Source organism: Streptomyces sp. NPDC029159 (genome assembly GCF_055564055.1).
Window position 1 is genome coordinate 201,721 of record NZ_JBVHWT010000008.1, and the last position, 16,077, is coordinate 217,797.

At 72.9% G+C, this 16,077-nt stretch carries 14 protein-coding genes; 6 read left to right on the plus strand and 8 right to left on the minus strand.

Annotation, left to right across the window (positions count from 1 at the left end; genetic code table 11):
* Positions 1–121 precede the first annotated feature (121 nt).
* Complete coding sequence (locus ACZ4U4_RS18255; RefSeq protein WP_467875022.1) at positions 122–856, minus strand: RDD family protein; 735 nt, start codon at positions 854–856, stop codon at positions 122–124.
* A gap of 115 nt (positions 857–971) precedes the next feature.
* A complete protein-coding gene (locus ACZ4U4_RS18260; protein WP_467875024.1) occupies positions 972–2,504 on the minus strand; it encodes an RDD family protein in 1,533 nt (510 codons plus the stop codon).
* Positions 2,505–2,996: 492 nt separating this feature from the next.
* On the opposite strand from ACZ4U4_RS18260, the gene ACZ4U4_RS18265 reads away from it, so the two are divergent.
* Positions 2,997–3,473: an SsgA family sporulation/cell division regulator gene (locus ACZ4U4_RS18265; protein WP_467875027.1), complete on the plus strand. Its 477-nt coding sequence runs from the start codon at positions 2,997–2,999 to the stop codon at positions 3,471–3,473.
* A gap of 85 nt (positions 3,474–3,558) precedes the next feature.
* Here ACZ4U4_RS18265 and ACZ4U4_RS18270 read toward each other — a convergent pair whose 3' ends face one another.
* The 3 genes from ACZ4U4_RS18270 to hppD form a co-directional block, all read right to left on the minus strand.
* Positions 3,559–5,004 carry a dihydrolipoyl dehydrogenase family protein gene (locus tag ACZ4U4_RS18270; protein WP_467875030.1) on the minus strand — a complete coding sequence of 482 codons (1,446 nt, stop codon included), beginning with the start codon at positions 5,002–5,004 and terminating at the stop codon, positions 3,559–3,561.
* A gap of 145 nt (positions 5,005–5,149) precedes the next feature.
* Complete coding sequence (locus ACZ4U4_RS18275; protein WP_467875033.1) at positions 5,150–6,514, minus strand: FAD-binding oxidoreductase; 1,365 nt, start codon at positions 6,512–6,514, stop codon at positions 5,150–5,152.
* 234 nt (positions 6,515–6,748) lie between these two features.
* Positions 6,749–7,897: a 4-hydroxyphenylpyruvate dioxygenase gene (hppD, locus tag ACZ4U4_RS18280; RefSeq protein WP_467875035.1), complete on the minus strand. Its 1,149-nt coding sequence runs from the start codon at positions 7,895–7,897 to the stop codon at positions 6,749–6,751.
* A 129-nt stretch (positions 7,898–8,026) separates the two neighbouring features.
* On the opposite strand from hppD, the gene ACZ4U4_RS18285 reads away from it, so the two are divergent.
* From ACZ4U4_RS18285 to ACZ4U4_RS18305, 5 genes are read left to right on the plus strand one after another with little or no spacing between them, the layout of a single operon-like run.
* The gene (locus tag ACZ4U4_RS18285; RefSeq protein ID WP_467875038.1) at positions 8,027–8,494 is read left to right on the plus strand and encodes an Lrp/AsnC family transcriptional regulator; all 468 of its coding nucleotides are present in this window, start codon (positions 8,027–8,029) and stop codon (positions 8,492–8,494) included.
* Between the two features lie 15 nt (positions 8,495–8,509).
* Complete coding sequence (locus ACZ4U4_RS18290; protein ID WP_345084831.1) at positions 8,510–9,157, plus strand: ABC transporter permease; 648 nt, start codon at positions 8,510–8,512, stop codon at positions 9,155–9,157.
* Entirely contained in the window at positions 9,150–10,433 is a 1,284-nt protein-coding gene (locus ACZ4U4_RS18295) for a betaine/proline/choline family ABC transporter ATP-binding protein (RefSeq protein ID WP_467875041.1), read from the plus strand. The genes ACZ4U4_RS18290 and ACZ4U4_RS18295 overlap by 8 nt, the downstream gene beginning before the upstream one ends.
* The gene (locus ACZ4U4_RS18300) at positions 10,430–11,317 is read left to right on the plus strand and encodes an ABC transporter permease (RefSeq protein ID WP_467875042.1); all 888 of its coding nucleotides are present in this window, start codon (positions 10,430–10,432) and stop codon (positions 11,315–11,317) included. Before ACZ4U4_RS18295 ends, ACZ4U4_RS18300 begins: the two co-directional genes overlap by 4 nt.
* The gene (locus ACZ4U4_RS18305) at positions 11,317–12,327 is read left to right on the plus strand and encodes a glycine betaine ABC transporter substrate-binding protein (protein ID WP_467875044.1); all 1,011 of its coding nucleotides are present in this window, start codon (positions 11,317–11,319) and stop codon (positions 12,325–12,327) included. The genes ACZ4U4_RS18300 and ACZ4U4_RS18305 overlap by 1 nt, the downstream gene beginning before the upstream one ends.
* A gap of 40 nt (positions 12,328–12,367) precedes the next feature.
* On the opposite strand, the gene ACZ4U4_RS18310 is transcribed toward ACZ4U4_RS18305, so the two are convergent.
* The 3 genes from ACZ4U4_RS18310 to ACZ4U4_RS18320 all read right to left on the minus strand — a co-directional run bounded on the left by ACZ4U4_RS18310 (position 12,368) and on the right by ACZ4U4_RS18320 (position 16,000).
* Positions 12,368–13,147: a S16 family serine protease gene (locus ACZ4U4_RS18310; protein ID WP_467875047.1), complete on the minus strand. Its 780-nt coding sequence runs from the start codon at positions 13,145–13,147 to the stop codon at positions 12,368–12,370.
* 96 nt (positions 13,148–13,243) lie between these two features.
* A complete protein-coding gene (locus tag ACZ4U4_RS18315) occupies positions 13,244–13,885 on the minus strand; it encodes an IclR family transcriptional regulator (protein ID WP_030283399.1) in 642 nt (213 codons plus the stop codon).
* Between the two features lie 318 nt (positions 13,886–14,203).
* On the minus strand, positions 14,204–16,000 hold the full coding sequence (locus ACZ4U4_RS18320; RefSeq protein WP_467875050.1) for a DEAD/DEAH box helicase: 1,797 nt from the start codon (positions 15,998–16,000) through the stop codon (positions 14,204–14,206).
* Positions 16,001–16,077 lie beyond the last annotated feature (77 nt).

The window sequence follows — 16,077 nt, forward strand, 5'->3', positions numbered from 1 at the left end:
AGATCTTGACTTGAACACGACAGCGACGTACGTTATCCGGTCGGCACGAAGCGTTCACCGGACGCGACGGCGCCCCGGCGGGCCGTAGGCCGCCACCGGGGCGCTCATGGGTGAATTTCCGTCAGGCCGCCGACACCACCACCGTCTTGGCCGCCTTGTCGTGCAGACACTGCTGGTACGGCTTGTCCCACGTACACCACAACACGTTGACCAGCCAGAAGATGAAACCGCAGCACGGCACGATCTCCGGCAGGGTGTAGACCGCCGCCCGCACCCACCCCGCCTGGGTCGTCGGCACCGAGCCGTTGGACAGCATCGCGACCCGGATCTTCATCGCCATCTTGCCGACGGTCTGCCCCCGGTGGGTCAGCATCAGCCCCTCGTAGACGAGATACACCAGCATCGTCACGCCCGAGACCGTCGCCTGTTTACTCGTCTCGGCGTTGCTGGTGCTGGTGTAGTCGACCCAGCCGACGATGCTGCCCATGATCAGCGACATCGGTACGCCGATGATGATCGCGTCGATGATCCGCGCCACCAGCCGCCGCCCGCGCCCGGCGAGCGGCGGCATCCCGGCCAGCGGGTCGGCGGCGCCGTACCCGCCGCCGTACGGGTTGTCGGCGTACCGGCCCCCGTAGGGGTCGTGGCCGTGCGGGCCGCCCCCGTAAGGGTCGTGGCCGTACGGGCCGCCGGGCGGGGGGCCTCCCGGGGGCGGGCCGCCCGCGGGGCCGCCGGATTCCGGGCCGCCCCCGCCCGGGCCGGGGCCGCCGCCCGTCGGCGGCTCCTGCGGCTTCTTCAGGAACGGGTCGTCCTCCGGCGGTTCACCGGATCCGGGCCCGGGCTGCTCGCTGCTCATGGCCCCGAGTCGACCCCCTACGGGCACCCGCCGCATCCGGCGCGGTCCGTTCGGGGGACGACACGCCGGGCACCCGGGGGCGCGCCGGTTCCCGGGCCGGGCGCCGCACGGCGGATCAGTCGGCGGCGACGAACGTCCGGGCCGCCTTGTCGTGCCAGCACTGACGCCACGGCTTGTCGAAGAGGCACCAGGCCGCGTCGACCACGCCGACGACCAGGAAGCCGAGGAAGCCGAAGACCAGCCAGCGCTTGATCAGGGACATCAGCTCGGGGGTGTCGTGGCTCTCGATGTCCACGACCCGCACCCCGCACACCTTCTTGCCCAGGCTGCGGCCCCACTTGAGGGTCGGCAGCAGCTCGATCAGCCCGCCGCCGACCACCACCGCCGCCAGCACCGTGAGGAAGAGCGGGGCGGTGCCGCCGTCGAGCAGATAGACCGTCACCTCACGGCCGGACTCCTTGGCCGCCGCGATCTTCGCGTCGATGTGGTCCACGGCGCCGCCCCACAGCGGCAGCGCGACGAGGACGGTCAGCACCGCGAGGACGGCCAGATCGATCAGCCGGGCGGCGAGCCTGCGGCCGAGCGCCGCCGGGTGCGCCTGCTCCATGGCGAATGGGTCGGCGGTCGGCGGCTTCCACGGGATGACACCGTCGTCCTCGGCCGGTCCGCCCGCAGGGGCCGCACCGCCCGGGAACGGGAAGCCGCCGGCGGCGGCCGGTCCGGGCTGCGGTCCCGGCTGCGGGCCGCCCTGCGGCGGCACCGGGCCGGGCGCGGCCGGCGCCTGCGGCGGGTTGAACGGGGCCTGCTGGAGGTGCGGGTGCTGCGGATGCGGCGGGTACGCCGGTCCGCTCGCGCCCGCCCCGGGCATCGACTGCGGCCCGCTCGGCGCCGCGGCCGAGGGACCGGCCGTACCGCCCTGACCTGCGGCGGGACCGGCGGCCGGGGGCTGACCGGCAGCGGGAGCGGGGCCGGCGCCCTGACCGGCCGGGCCGCCCTGGGCCGCGGCGGGCCCGGGCCGCTGGGGCAGCCGGATCGCCATCGTGCCGCCGTCCTTCGGCGCCGGGCCGTCGCCCGGGCGGACCGCGCGGATGGTGGTGGTGCCCCGGTCGCGGGCGGGCGGCTGGACCGCGCGCATGGTGACCGTGCCGTCGGGGCGCGACGGCTGCTCCGGCTCCGCCTCCTCCTGCGGCGCGGCCGCGTCGCCGTCCTGCGCACGGGGTGACGGGACGGCGCCCCGGCTCTCCCCCGTACCGGTCTGCGTACCGGACGACCGGCCGGGCGCCGCGTCGGGCGAGCCCCACGAGACGGGTCCGGCGCCGCCGGTGCCGCCCTGCCGGGCCGCGTCGGCGCGCCAGGCGGAGCCGGATGCGGCGCCGCTGCCGGAGGCGCCGGCGCCCTCGTCGAGGAAGACCGGGCCGGTCTCCTCGGCCGCGGGGGCGGCGGGCGGCGCGGACGCCGGGGCGGGTGCGGGGGCGGGCCCGGCGCCCGGGGGCGGTGCGGGCATCGCCTCGCCCTCGGCCGGGGCCGGGCGGCTGGTGCCCGGCACCCATGCGGTTCCGTCCCAGTACCGGATGTAGCCGGGGATGGACGGGTCCGGGTAATACCCCCCAACGGGTACGTTGCCACCACTACCGGGGGATTCCGCCACTGTCCCCAACTCCCCTCGCGTCCCACGCCTGTGCTCTGTGTGCCGTCGCCCGCCGGCCGGCCTCCGGCCGCGCCGCGCGCGCCGGACGCCGCACCCGGGTCCTCGGCCCGACCGTCCGCCGCGCCCCGGTTGCCGCGGGGGCACCGTGCCCGGCGTCGATCGTCCACGGAGGAGGTTAACGAAGAACCGCGGCGCGGCAGCGCGCGAGTCAAACGGGGAACCGAGCCCTCGAACGCGGGCCCGGGACGTTCTCCCTGGGACAATCACGGACGAACCCGTGCGCTCCGGCGCCCGGAAGGGTGTCACGGGGTCCCGTCCGCCCCGTTCCGTACCGCCCGTTCACCCGTCCGGAACCACCTGGAAGAAGTCCCCGGAAAAGTCCGCGAAAAAAATTCTCGAAGTCGCGTAAGGATCCGTGGCCCCCCGCGCTCTATCCCAGTGCGGGCGGAACACAACGGGGCCCGTACAGCGAAGCGGAGAGGTGGAAATCCGATGCACAGCGTGGTGGAGCGAGAGTTGGAACTGGGTCTGGTCATCTCGCCGGAGCAGAGCGTTCCGGTGCCGGCCCGGCTGGCCTACCGCACCGACGACCCGTACGCGGTCCACATCACCTTCCACATCGGTTCGGACGCGCCCGTCAACTGGACGTTCGCGCGGGAACTGCTGGTCGAGGGCGTGTTCCGGCCCTGCGGTCACGGCGATGTACGGGTCTGGCCGACGAAGGTGGACGGCCGCAGCCTGGTCTGCATGGCGCTCAGCTCGCCGGACGGGGAAGCGCTCCTGGAGGCGCCCGCCGCCGCGGTGTCGGCGTGGCTGGAGCGCACCCTGCGCGTCGTCCCCCCGGGCTCGGAGCAGGAGCACCTGGGCATGGACAAAGGACTGAGCGAGCTGCTGGCGATGGCGACCGGCGACGCGCCGTGGGCCGGGGAGCCGTGGCCGTCGGACGAGACCCCGGACGCGGGTGCGTGAGCCGTGCCCGTCCCCGTGCCGGGCGCCGGATCCTGTGTCCCCCGCCCGGCCCTCCCTCCCCCGGCTCCCCCGGCCCGTGCCCGGGTCAGCCGCGGTACGCCTCCAGCAGCCGCAGCCAGACCTCGCTGATCGTCGGGTAGGCGGGGACGGCGTGCCAGAGGCGTTCGAGGGGGATCTCGGCGGCCACCGCGAGGGTCGCCGAGTGCAGCAGTTCGCCGACCCCGGGGCCGACGAAGGTGGCCCCGAGGACGGTTTCGCGGTCCAGGTCGACGATCATCCGGGCGTGCCCGCGGTAGCCGTCGGCGTAGAGGGCGGCGCCGGCGACGGCGCCGAGGTCCGCATCGACGGCGCGGACCCGGTGCCCGGCGCGCTCCGCCTCGGCCAGGCTGAGGCCGACGGCCGCGGCCTCGGGGTCGCTGAAGACGACCTGCGGGACGGCTGCGTGGTCGGCGGTGGCGGCGTGCGCGCCCCAGCGGTCGGTCTCCAGGAGGGGGACGCCCTGCGCCCGGGCGACGAGCGCGGCACCGGCGATCCGGGCCTGGTATTTGCCCTGGTGGGTGAGGAGGGCGCGGTGGTTGACGTCGCCGACGCCGTAGAGCCAGTCGTTGTCCGCGAGGTCGGTGACGCGGCAGGTGTCGTCGACGGTCAGCCACGAGCCCGGCGTGAGGCCCACGCTCTCCAGGCCGAGGTCGTCGGTGCGCGGCGCGCGTCCGGTGGCGATCAGCAGCTCGTCGGCGACGATCTCCCCGCCGGTGTCCAGTTCCACGGTGACCGGTCCGCCCGGCGCCTCCCGGCGCGCCCGGGTGACGCTCGTGCCGGTCCGCAGCAGCACCCCCGCCTCGGCGAGCGATTCGGCGACCAGCTGCCCGGCGAACGGTTCCATCCGGGGCAGCAGCCCCTCGCCCCGTACGAGGAGGGTGACCGCGGCGCCCAGGGCCCGCCAGGCGGTGGCCATCTCGACGCCGACGACGCCCCCGCCGACGATGACCAGCCGGCCCGGTACGGATGCGGCGCTGGTGGCCTCACGGCTGGTCCAGGGCGCGGCACCGTCGAGCCCGGGGATCGGCGGCAGCACGGCGCGGCTGCCGGTGCAGAGCGCGACGGCGTGCCGGGCGTGCAGCGTCCGCTCGCCGTCCACGACGACTCTCCGCGGCCCGGCCAGGCGGCCCTTGCCGCGGACCAGCGGCACACCGATCGACTCCAGCCACTCCACCTGGCCGTCGTCCTTCCAGTGGGAGGTGAAGTCGTCGCGGTGGGCGAGGACGGCTTCGGTGTCGAGGAGGCCGGCGACCGCGTCCTTGAGGCCGGGGACCCGGCGGGCCTCGGAGCGGGCGGTGACCGGGCGCAGCAGTGCCTTGCTCGGCATACAGGCCCAGTAGGAGCATTCGCCGCCGACGCGTTCGCTCTCGACGATGACGGCGCTCAGCCCGGCGGCGTGCGCCCGGTCGGCGACGTTCTCCCCGGTGGGCCCGGCGCCCACCACGATCACGTCGTACGTCTCGTCGGCCCGGGTCGCTGCGCTGGCTGGCATCGGCTGCTCGCTCCCTGAGTGGCGCGGCGGCCGGGCGCTTCCCGGCCGGTGCGGTCACCTCCGCCCGGAAGGCGGCGGACAGTTCCCATCGTGCGGCCGGTGCGGCGGGCCCGCATCCGGCGCGGTACGGCTCCGGGCCCGCAGCTCAGAAGAGCTTGCCCGGGTTGAGCAGGCCCAGCGGGTCGAAGACCTGCTTGATGGAGCGCTGCAACTCCAGGCCGACGGGTCCCAGTTCGCGGGCGAGCCACTCCTTCTTCAGGACGCCGACGCCGTGTTCGCCGGTGATCGTGCCGCCCAGTTCCAGGCCGAGGGCCATGATCTCGTCGAAGGAGGCGCGGGCCCGGCGGGACTCGTCCTCGTCGTTCGGGTCGAAGCAGACGGTGGGGTGGGTGTTGCCGTCGCCGGCGTGGGCGCAGACGCCGATGGTCAGGTCGTACTTCTCGGCGATGGCGGCGGTGCCGTCGAGCATCGCGGCGAGCTTCGAGCTGGGCACGCAGACGTCGTCGATCATGGTGGACGAGCGGACGCGTTCCAGGGCGTGGAGGGTGACCCGGCGGGCCTGGAGCAGCATTTCCGACTCGGCCTCGGTGTCGGCGGGCACGACCTCGGTGGCGCCCGCGGCGGTGCACAGCGCGCCGAGGGCGGCGAGGTCGACGGCCGGGTCGGGGGTGTCGAAGGCGGCGAGCAGCAGCGCCTCGGTGGTGTCGGGCAGGCCCATCCGCGCGTAGTCGTTGACGGCGCGGACGCAGGTGCGGTCCATCAGCTCAAGGAGCGACGGGGTGTGGCCCTGGGCCATGATCGCGCAGATGGCCTCGCAGGCGGCGGCGGTGGAGGGGAACTCCGCGGCGAGCGCGAGCTGCCGGGGCGGCTGCGGCTTCAGGGCGAGGACGGCGCGGACGACGATGCCGAGGGTGCCCTCGGAGCCGACGATGAGGCGGGTGAGGTCGTAGCCGGCGACGCCCTTGGCGGTGCGGCGGCCGGTCGACAGCAGCCGGCCGTCGGCGAGGACGACGTCGAGGCCGAGGACGTACTCGGCGGTGACGCCGTACTTCACGCAGCACAGGCCGCCGGAGGCGGTGCCGATGTTGCCGCCGATGGAGCACTCCTCCCAGCTGGAGGGGTCCGGCGGGTAGTACAGGCCGTGTTCATTCACCGCGCGGGAGAGGGTGGCGTTGATGACGCCCGGCTCGACGACGGCGGTGCGGTCGACGGGGTTGATCTCCAGGATGCGGTCCATCTTGACCAGCGAGAGCACCAGGCAGCCGTCGATGGCGTTGGCGGCGCCGGACAGGCCGGTGCGGGCGCCCTGCGGGACGACCGGGACGCGCAGCGCGGTGGCGGTGCGCATGACGTGCTGGACCTCTTCGACGGTGCGCGGCAGGACGACGGCCGCGGGGCTCCCGGCGTCGCAGAAGCCCGCCATGTCACGGGCGTAGGCGCCGGTGACGTCCGGGTCGGTGAGGAGGGCTTCGTCGGGGAGGCCGGCGCGCAGCTGTGCGAGAAGGTCCATGGCGTCAGCGTCGCATCCGTGGCGGCCGCAGGGAAGATCGTGACGGGGGCGGAACCCGGCCATCCGTGGGGCGGCTGTGACGGCCGCCGCGGGCGTGCGGCGGCGGCCCGGCGCCCCGCCACCGCTGAGGGGCGGGGCGGGGCGGCGGGCCGGGCGCGGGCCGGTACGGCGCGGGGAAGCTCCGGCGGCGCCGCGGCGGGCGGGCCGGTGGCGGGTGGCGCCACCGGCTGCCGGTCAGAGGTTGCCGCGGCGCTCCTGCTCGCGCTCGATCGCCTCGAAGAGGGCCTTGAAGTTGCCCTTGCCGAAGCCCATCGAGCCGTGCCGTTCGATCATCTCGAAGAAGACGGTCGGCTTGTCCTGGACCGGCTTGGTGAAGATCTGGAGCAGGTAGCCGTCCTCGTCACGGTCGACGAGGATCTTCAGCTCGCGCAGCGTCTCCACGGGCACCCGGGTCTCGCCGGCCCACTCGCCGAGGGTGTCGTAGTACGAGTCGGGGGTGTCCAGGAACTCCACCCCGGCCTCGCGCATGGCGCGGACGGTGGCGACGATGTCGTTGGTGGCGAGCGCGATGTGCTGCACGCCGGGGCCGCCGTAGAACTCCAGGTACTCGTCGATCTGCGACTTCTTCTTGGCGATGGCCGGCTCGTTGAGCGGGAACTTCACCTTGCGGGTGCCGTCCGCGACGACCTTCGACATGAGCGCGGAGTACTCGGTGGCGATGTCGTCGCCGACGAACTCCTTCATGTTGGTGAAGCCCATGACGTTGTTGTAGAAGCCGACCCACTCGTTCATCTTGCCGAGTTCGACGTTGCCGACGCAGTGGTCGATGGCCTGGAAGCGGCGCGGGCCCGGGGCGACGAGGGGCTTCGCGGCGACATAGCCCGGCAGGTACGGGCCGGTGTAGTCGCGGCGCTCGACGAGGGTGTGGCGGGTCTCGCCGTAGGTGGCGATGGCGGCGCGGACGACGGTGCCGTGCTCGTCCTTGGTCTCGTAGGGCTCCTCGATGCCGGTGGCGCCGTGGGCGGTGGCGTAGGCGTAGGCGGCGCGGGCGTCGGGGACCTCGATGGCGAGGTCGATGACGCCGTCGCCGTGGGCGGCGACATGGTCGGCGAGGAAGCGGCCCCAGTCCGTCGTGGGCTTGATCACGGAGGTGAAGACGAACCGGGCGCCGCCGGATTCGAGCACGTAACTGGCGGTCTCGCGGCTGCCGTTCTCCGGTCCGGAGTAGGCGACGCGGGTCATACCGAAGGCGGTGGCGTAGTAGTGCGCGGCCTGCTTGGCGTTGCCGACGGCGAAGACGACCGCGTCCATCCCCTTGACCGGGAAGGGGTCCGCCTGTCGGGCCGTGCCGGGGGTGGGCTGAGTGTGCATCGTGTCTGCCATGGCCGCAGATTCCCTCCGATCCACAAGGTGCGCAATAGTTCGCGCATCCACTGGGCATCATGTCCAGCGGTTGGGCGGTTCGGCCGGGCTATCTGTACAGGATGACCATCGGTATCGGAGGGATCCGCAGTGGCGATCGATCATTTGGACGGGCGGTTGATCACGTTGTTGGCGCGCGAGCCGCGGATCGGGGTGCTGGAGGCGTCGCGGCGGTTGGGCGTGGCGCGCGGCACCGTCCAGGCGCGGCTGGACCGGCTTCAGTCGAATGGAGTGATCAGGGGCTTCGGCCCGGAGGTGGACCCGGCGGCGCTCGGCTATCCGGTGACCGCATTTGCCACATTGGAGATCAAACAAGGCCAAGGAGCGGACGTACGTGCTCACTTGACGACCGTTCCTGAGGTATTGGAGCTGCATACAACGACCGGACATGGGGACATGCTCTGCAGGCTCGTCGCACGCTCCAACGCCGATCTCCAACGTGTGATCGACCGAGTGGTCGGTTTTGATGGCATCGTGCGGGCCTCTACGGCAATCGTGATGGAAAATCCGGTTCCGCTGCGCATCATCCCTCTGGTGCAACAGGCATCGGAGGACTGACGGAGGAGGGTGCCAGTGAGCTTCTGGGAGTACGTCGGCAGCCGGCACGCCCAGCTGCTGACCGATGCGGCACAGCACGCCAGCGCGGTCTTCCAGTGCATGGTGGCCGCCACCGTCCTGGGCGTCGCGCTGGGCGTCGCGACCTACCGCACCGAGTGGGCCGGCAACCTCGCGACCACCGCCACCTCGACGATCCTCACCGTCCCCTCACTGGCCCTGATCGGTCTGCTCATCCCGATCGTCGGCCTCGGCGTCGCCCCGACCGTCATCGCCCTGACGCTGTACGGGCTGCTGCCCGTCGTCCGCAACGCCATCGTCGGGCTGCGCGGGGTGGACGCCACGCTGGTGGACGCGGCGCGCGGCATCGGGATGTCCCGCGCCGCCCAGCTGCTCCGCGTCGAACTGCCGCTGGCCTGGCCACCGATCCTCACCGGCATCCGCGTCGCCACCCAGATGCTGATGGGCATCGCCGCCATCGCCGCCTTCGCGTCCGGTCCGGGGCTCGGCAACGAGATCTTCCGCGGCATCGCCTCGCTGGGCAGCGCCAACGCGCTCAACCAGGTGCTCTCCGGGACGCTCGGGATCGTCGTCCTCGCCCTCCTCTTCGACGCCGCGTACGTCCTCATCGGACGGCTGACCATACCCAGGGGGATCCGTGCCTGAGACGTCCGTGCCCACCGCCGCGGGAGCCGCCGCCCGCACCGCCACCTCCGGCGCGGGCATCCGGCTGGAGAAGCTGACCAAGCACTACCCGGGCAGTCCGGCGCCCGCGGTGGACGACGTCACCATGGAGATCAACGCCGGTGAGCTGGTCGTCTTCGTCGGCCCGTCGGGCTGCGGGAAGTCCACCACGCTGAAGATGATCAACCGGCTGATCGAGCCGACGTCCGGCCGGATACGCATCGGCGACCGCGACGTCACCGGAATGGACCCGGTCAAGCTGCGCCGCACCGTCGGCTACGCCATCCAGGCATCCGGCCTCTTCCCGCACATGACCGTCGCCCAGAACATCGCCCTCGTACCGAAGATGACCGGCTGGTCCAGGGCGAGGATCAAGCACCGGGTCGAGGAGATGCTGGACCTGGTCGGGCTCGATCCGGGGGAGTTCCACGGGCGGTATCCGCGCCAGCTCTCCGGCGGGCAGCAACAGCGCGTCGGCGTCGCCCGGGCGCTCGCCGCCGATCCGCCGGTGCTGCTGATGGACGAGCCGTTCGGCGCCGTCGACCCGATCACCCGCGACCACCTCCAGGACGAGCTGATCCGGCTCCAGCACGAACTGCACAAGACGATCGTCTTCGTCACCCACGACTTCGACGAGGCGATCAAGCTCGGCGACCGGATCGCGGTGCTCCGCGAGCGCTCCCACATCGCGCAGTTCGACACCCCCGAGGCGATCCTCACCAACCCCACCGACGACTTCGTCTCCGGCTTCGTCGGCGCCGGCGCCGCCCTCAAGCGCCTCAACCTCACCCGGGTCCGCGACGTCGGCGTCGTCGACTTCGCCACCGCGGGCGTCGACGACCCCCTCCAGTCCATCTTCGACCTGCTGCGCGACGGCGACACCAACGAGGTGCTGCTCCTCGACCGCCACCGCCGCCCGTACAAATGGCTGCGGCGCGGCGATCTGATGCGCGCGAAGGGCACCCTGGCGCGCGCCGGGACGCTGGTGCACGACACCGTCACCCGCGACGCCACGCTGCGCGACGCGCTGGAGGCGGTCCTCACCGACAACGCGGGGCGGGTCGCGGTCACCGGGCGGCGCGGGGAGTACATCGGCGTCGTCGACATGGAGACGCTGATGAACAACGTCCACGAACTGCTGGAGGCCGACCGCCTGGAGGCCGTCGAACACCGCCACCAGCTGGAGGAGGCACGGGCCCGCCGCACCCGCATGGCCCAGGAGGGGCTGGGCGAAGGCGGCGCGGGGGCTCCGGCGTGAGCCCCCGCGAGGAGCGCCGCGCGCCCCGGGACGAGCGGCCGCCGGGCGAACACGAGGTGCACGGCCTGGCGTTCCGGGACGAGATCCACGAGCGGGAGCACGGGGCCACGGCCGCCCCCGCAGCTGCGGCGCCGCCCCGGGGGCTGCGCCGGATCACCTGGCAGCGGGCGCTGGCCATGCCGCTGTTCCTGGCCGCCGCGCTGCTCGGCACCTGGTTGTGGTTCCGCGGCGCCCGTCTGGACTCCATCGCCCATCAGGCGGTCGACAACGGCAAGGTCGGCCTCGCGGTGCGCCAGCACGTCCAACTGACCGCCGTCTCCACCTTCTTCGTCCTGATCATCGCGATCCCGCTGGGCATCGCGCTGACCCGCGCCAAGCTGCGGCGGGCCACCCCGTTCGCGGTCGCCGTCGCCAACCTCGGCCAGGCGGTGCCCGCGCTGGGCCTGCTGGTGCTGCTCGTCATCCGGCTGGGCATCGGCGCGAAGGCGGCGGTCATCGGCATGGTGATCTACGCGGTGCTGCCGGTGCTCGCCAACACCATCGCCGGGCTGCGCGCCATCGACCCGACGCTGACGGAGGCGGCCCGCGGCATCGGCATGTCCCCGGCGGGCGTGCTCACCCGCGTCGAACTGCCGCTGGCCGTCCCGCTGATCCTTGCCGGGGTGCGCACCGCGCTGGTGCTGAACGTCGGCACCGCCACGCTCGCCACGTTCGGCGGCGGCGGAGGGCTGGGCGACCTCATCTCGGCGGGGATCATCACCCAGCGGATGCCGGTGCTGGTCCTCGGCTCCGTCCTCACCGTGGCGCTCGCGCTGCTGGTCGACTGGCTGGCCTCGCTCGCCGAAGTGCTGCTGCGGCCGCACGGTCTGGAGGTTGCGCACTGATGGCCCCGAGCCCCGGACACCGCCCGCACCGCCGCCACCCGCGCCGGACCGCCCGCGCCGCCGTCCTCGCCGCCGTCGCCGTCCTCCTGGCGGGCTGCGGGCTGGTCAGCGGCAGCCCGATGACCGACAACGTCCGCCCGGGCACCCTCGGCCGCGGCCAGCCCCTCAAGGGCGCCCAGCTGACCGTGACCTCCAAGGAGTTCACCGAGAACATCATCCTGGGCCAGATCATGGGCCTGGTCTTCGAGGCGGCCGGCGCCACCGTCATCGACAAGACCAACATCCAGGGCAGCATCGGCGCCCGCGAGGCGGTCCGCTCCGGCACCGCCGACGGCATGTACGAGTACACCGGCACCGGCTGGATCACCTACCTCGGCCACGAGAAGCCGATCACCGACCCGCATCAGCAGTGGGTCGCGGTCCGCGACGCCGACCGCGCCAACCATCTCGTCTGGCTGCCGCCCGCCCGCCTCAACAACACCTACGCCTTCACCCTCAACCGCGCCAACGCCCGCAAGTACGGGGTGCGGACGCTCTCCGACATGGCGGCGCTGCTCAAGAAGGACCCGAGCGCGGTCACCCTCTGCGTGGACAGCGAGTTCGCCGCCCGCAACGACGGACTGCCCGGCATGGCGAAGCGGTACGGCATGAAGCTCCCGCCGGGCAACATCCACAAGATGACCAGCGGCGTCGTCTACACCCAGACCGCCCAGGGCTCCGCCTGCACCTTCGGCGAGGTCTACACGACCGACGGCCGGATCAAGGCGATGAACCTCACCGTCCTCGCCGACGACAAGCACTTCTTCCCGAACTACAACGCGGCGCCGTCGATGTACGCCCCGACGATGGAGAAGCACCCGGAGATCGCCGAGCTGCTCAACCCCGTCACCGCGGCGCTGGACAACACCGTCGCCCGGAAGCTGAACGGCCAGGTCGACGTCGAGGGCAAGGACCCGCACGAGGTCGCCAAGGAGTGGCTGATCTCGAAGGGGTTCATCAAGGAGGGGTGAGGCCCGGGGCCGGGTCCGCGGGCCGGGCGCCCGGCCCTCCTCAGCAGCTGGGAACCGATCCGCCGCTCTTCAGCGCCTTCAGCGACGTCACTGCGCTGTTCAGCGAGGTGACGGAGATCAGCCGCATCCCGTCGGGCCGCTCCGCGAGCGCCTGGGAGCACTCGGCCTTGGGCACGAGGAAGAGGCGGGCGCCGTCGCGGTGCGCCGCGCGCATCTTCAGCGGCACCCCGCCGACCGGGCCGACCGTGCCGTCGGTCTCGATGGTGCCGGTACCGGCGATGGTCCGGCCGCCGGTCAGATCGCCCCCGGCGCCGTCCCCGTCGAGCTTGTCGATGATCCCCAGCGCGAACATCATCCCGGCGCTCGGCCCGCCGATGTCCGCCAGCCGCAGGGTGACCTTCACGTCGCGGGGCGACCGGTGCAGCCGCCCCAGCGCGGCGCCGACCGCCGCGTCCTGCGACTTCCGCATCTCGTCGGCGTTGTGCCGCGCGACCTCCTTGACGCTGTTGCCCACCGGGTAGACCGACTCGGACGGCATCACCGCCTCGTCCGTGCGGAACCAGCCCCGGATCACGTCCGGCAGGTGCACCGAGGCGTCCGGCCCGGTCGCGACGATCGCCGTCATCCGCAGCTGACCGCTGGTCCGGCGGGTGTCGGCGCCGGAGATGGTGATGACCGGTTTCCCCTTGTTGTCACCGAGGACGTTCGCCGTCGGCCCCGGGTAGGCCAGCGAGTACGGCAGCGGCGCAAGGGCGGCGGTCAGCAGCAGGGCGAGGACCAGAGCGGCACAGATCGACAGTGCACGGACGCGGGAGGACACCCCGCCACCCTAGAGGACCACCGCCCCGCACCCCGCACCGCACGCCCGGCCCGGGACGTACCGCACCGGCGTGCAGCGTCCGCGCGGCGGCCCGGCTCAGCGCAGCGCCTCCGCGACCTCCCGCGCCGCGTCGACCACCCGCGGCCCGATCCGTTCGGAGACCGCGTCGGCGAGCATCACCACGCCCACACTGCCCTCGATGCCGCTGACGCCGAGCAGCGGCGCGGCGGCGCCGCTCGCGCCCGCCTCCAGCTCGCCGTGGGTCAGCGCCAGCCCGGCGTCCTGGATGCGGCCCTGGCGCGCCTTGAGGATCGCCCGCCCGGCGGCGCCGCGGTCCAGCGGATGCCGGAACCCGGCCCGGTACGCCACGTGGTAGTCCGTCCACGTCGGCTCCACGACGGCGACGGCCAGCGCCTCGGTGCCGTCGACGAGGGTGAGGTGCGCGGTGGCGCCGATGTCCTCGGCCAGCGCGCGCAGTGCGGGCAGCGCCGCCTCCCGCACCAGCGGATGCACCTGGCGGCCCAGGCGCAGTACGCCCAGACCGACCCGGGCTCTGCCGCCGAGATCGCGGCGGACCAGCGCATGCTGCTCCAGTGTGGCCAGCAGACGGTAGACCACGGTGCGGTTGACCCCGAGCTTGTGGGACAGCTCGGTGACGGTCAGGCCGTGGTCGGTGTCGGCGAGCAGTTTGAGGACGCGCAGTCCCCGGTCGAGCGTCTGGGAGGTCTCCGCGGTCACGACGCCCCCTCCTGGTCGAAGTGGCGGCATCATCGGCGCGGGGGCGCTGCGGTCCCGGTGCAGCGCGCGCTAGAGGCCGCCGGCCGCATGCACCGGCTGCGCTCCGCGGCGGCGCTGCCACGGGGCGTGTGCGTGACGGGACAGTAGCGAGCCAGTCCGGTGAGCGGAAGTCCCCGTCCAGAATCCGGTCTTTCCCGTCCGGAATGTTCGCAATATCCCGCCCGACCTGCGGGTAACTTTCCCTGTGCGCACGGACGTTGACACGGAGAGGCGGTGCGCCCGGCGCACCGCCTCTCCCTCACTCCGCCCGCCGCGCACTCACTTCATGCGGGTGGCCCACTCGCGGACCTTCTTGATCCGCTCGGTGAGCTGACCGGCCGTCGCCTCCGCGCTCGGCGGACCGCCGCAGACCCGGCGCAGCTCGGTGTGGATCACGCCGTGCGGTTTGCCGCTCTGGTGGACGTACGCGCCGACCAGCGTGTTCAGCTGCTTGCGCAGCTCCAGCATCTCCTTGTGGCTGACCACCGGACGCCGCTCGGCCGGCAGCTCCAGCAGATCCGCCTCCTCGGCCGGCTTCTTCTTGCTGTGCGCGATCTGCCGCGCCTGCCGCTTCTGGAGCAGCATCTGCACCTGGTCCGGCTCCAGCAGCCCGGGGATGCCGAGGTAGTCCTGCTCCTCCTCGCTGCCCGCGTGCGCCTGCATACCGAACTCGGCGCTGTTGTAGAGCACCCGGTCGAAGACCGCGTCCGACTCCAGCGCCTCGAACGAGAACTGCTCCTGCTCGCCCGTGTCCTCGTCCTGCGCCGCGTTGGCCTCGTCCATCTCCTTCTCGGACTCGGCGTACGGGTCCTCGTCCCCGTCCTTCTTCGGCTTGTCCAGGACGTGGTCGCGCTCGACCTCCATCTCGCCCGCGAAGCCGAGCAGCATCGGGACGGTCGGCAGGAACACCGACGCCGTCTCGCCGCGCTTGCGGGACCGTACGAAACGGCCGACCGCCTGCGCGAAGAAGAGCGGGGTGGAGATCGTCGTGGCGTAGACGCCGACCGCCAGGCGCGGCACGTCGACGCCTTCGGACACCATCCGGACCGCGACCATCCAGCGGTCGTCGGAGGCGGCGAAGTCGTCGATGCGCTGCGAGGCGCCGCTGTCGTCGGAGAGCACCAGCGTCGCGCCGTGCCCGGTGATCTCCCGGATCAGCTTGGCGTACGCGCGCGCCTGCTCCTGGTCCGAGGCGATGACCAGCGCCCCCGCGTCCGGAATGCTCTTACGGACCTCGGAGAGCCGCTGGTCGGCGGCGCGCAGCACGTTGGGCATCCAGTCGCCGCGCGGGTCCAGCGCGGTCCGCCACGCCTGCGAGACGGCGTCCTTGGTCATCGGCTCCCCGAGCCGCGCCGCGATCTCGTCGCCCGCCTTCGTCCGCCAGCGCATGTTGCCGCTGTACGACATGAAGATCACCGGGCGGACGACGCCGTCGGCGAGGGCGTTGCCGTAGCCGTAGGTGTAGTCGGCCGACGACCGCCGGATGCCGTCGTCGCCCTCCTCGTACGTGACGAAGGGGATCGGGTTGGTGTCGGAGCGGAACGGCGTACCGGTCAGCGCGAGCCGCCGGGTGGCCGGTTCGAACGCCTCCAGGCACGCCTCGCCCCACGACTTGGAGTCACCGGCGTGGTGGATCTCGTCGAGGATGACCAGCGTCTTGCGCTGCTCGATGCGGTTGCGGTGCAGCATCGGCCGGACGCCGACACCGGCGTACGTGATCGCGATGCCGTGGTACTCGCGGCCCAGCGGGCCCGCGCTGTAGTCCGGGTCGAGCTTGATCCCGACCCGCGCCGCCGCCTCCGCCCACTGCTTCTTCAGATGCTCGGTCGGGGCGACGACGGTCACCTGCTGCACGACGTGGTGGTGGAGCAGCCACGAGGCGAGGGTGAGCGCGAAGGTGGTCTTTCCGGCGCCCGGGGTCGCGACGGCGAGGAAGTCCCGGGGCTGGGTCTCGATGTACCGGTCCATGGCCGCCTGCTGCCAGGCACGCAGCTTGTTGGCGGTACCCCAGGGGGCCCGGCCCGGGAAGGCCGGGGACAGGTGGTGATTGCTGGTGGCGCTGGTGGTGGTAGTCACGGTCTCCGTCGGCTGGCTCGGCGATCGGCAACCGCGTCAGCCTACCGGTGCGGGGTGGCGGGGCTCCTTGCGTTGGC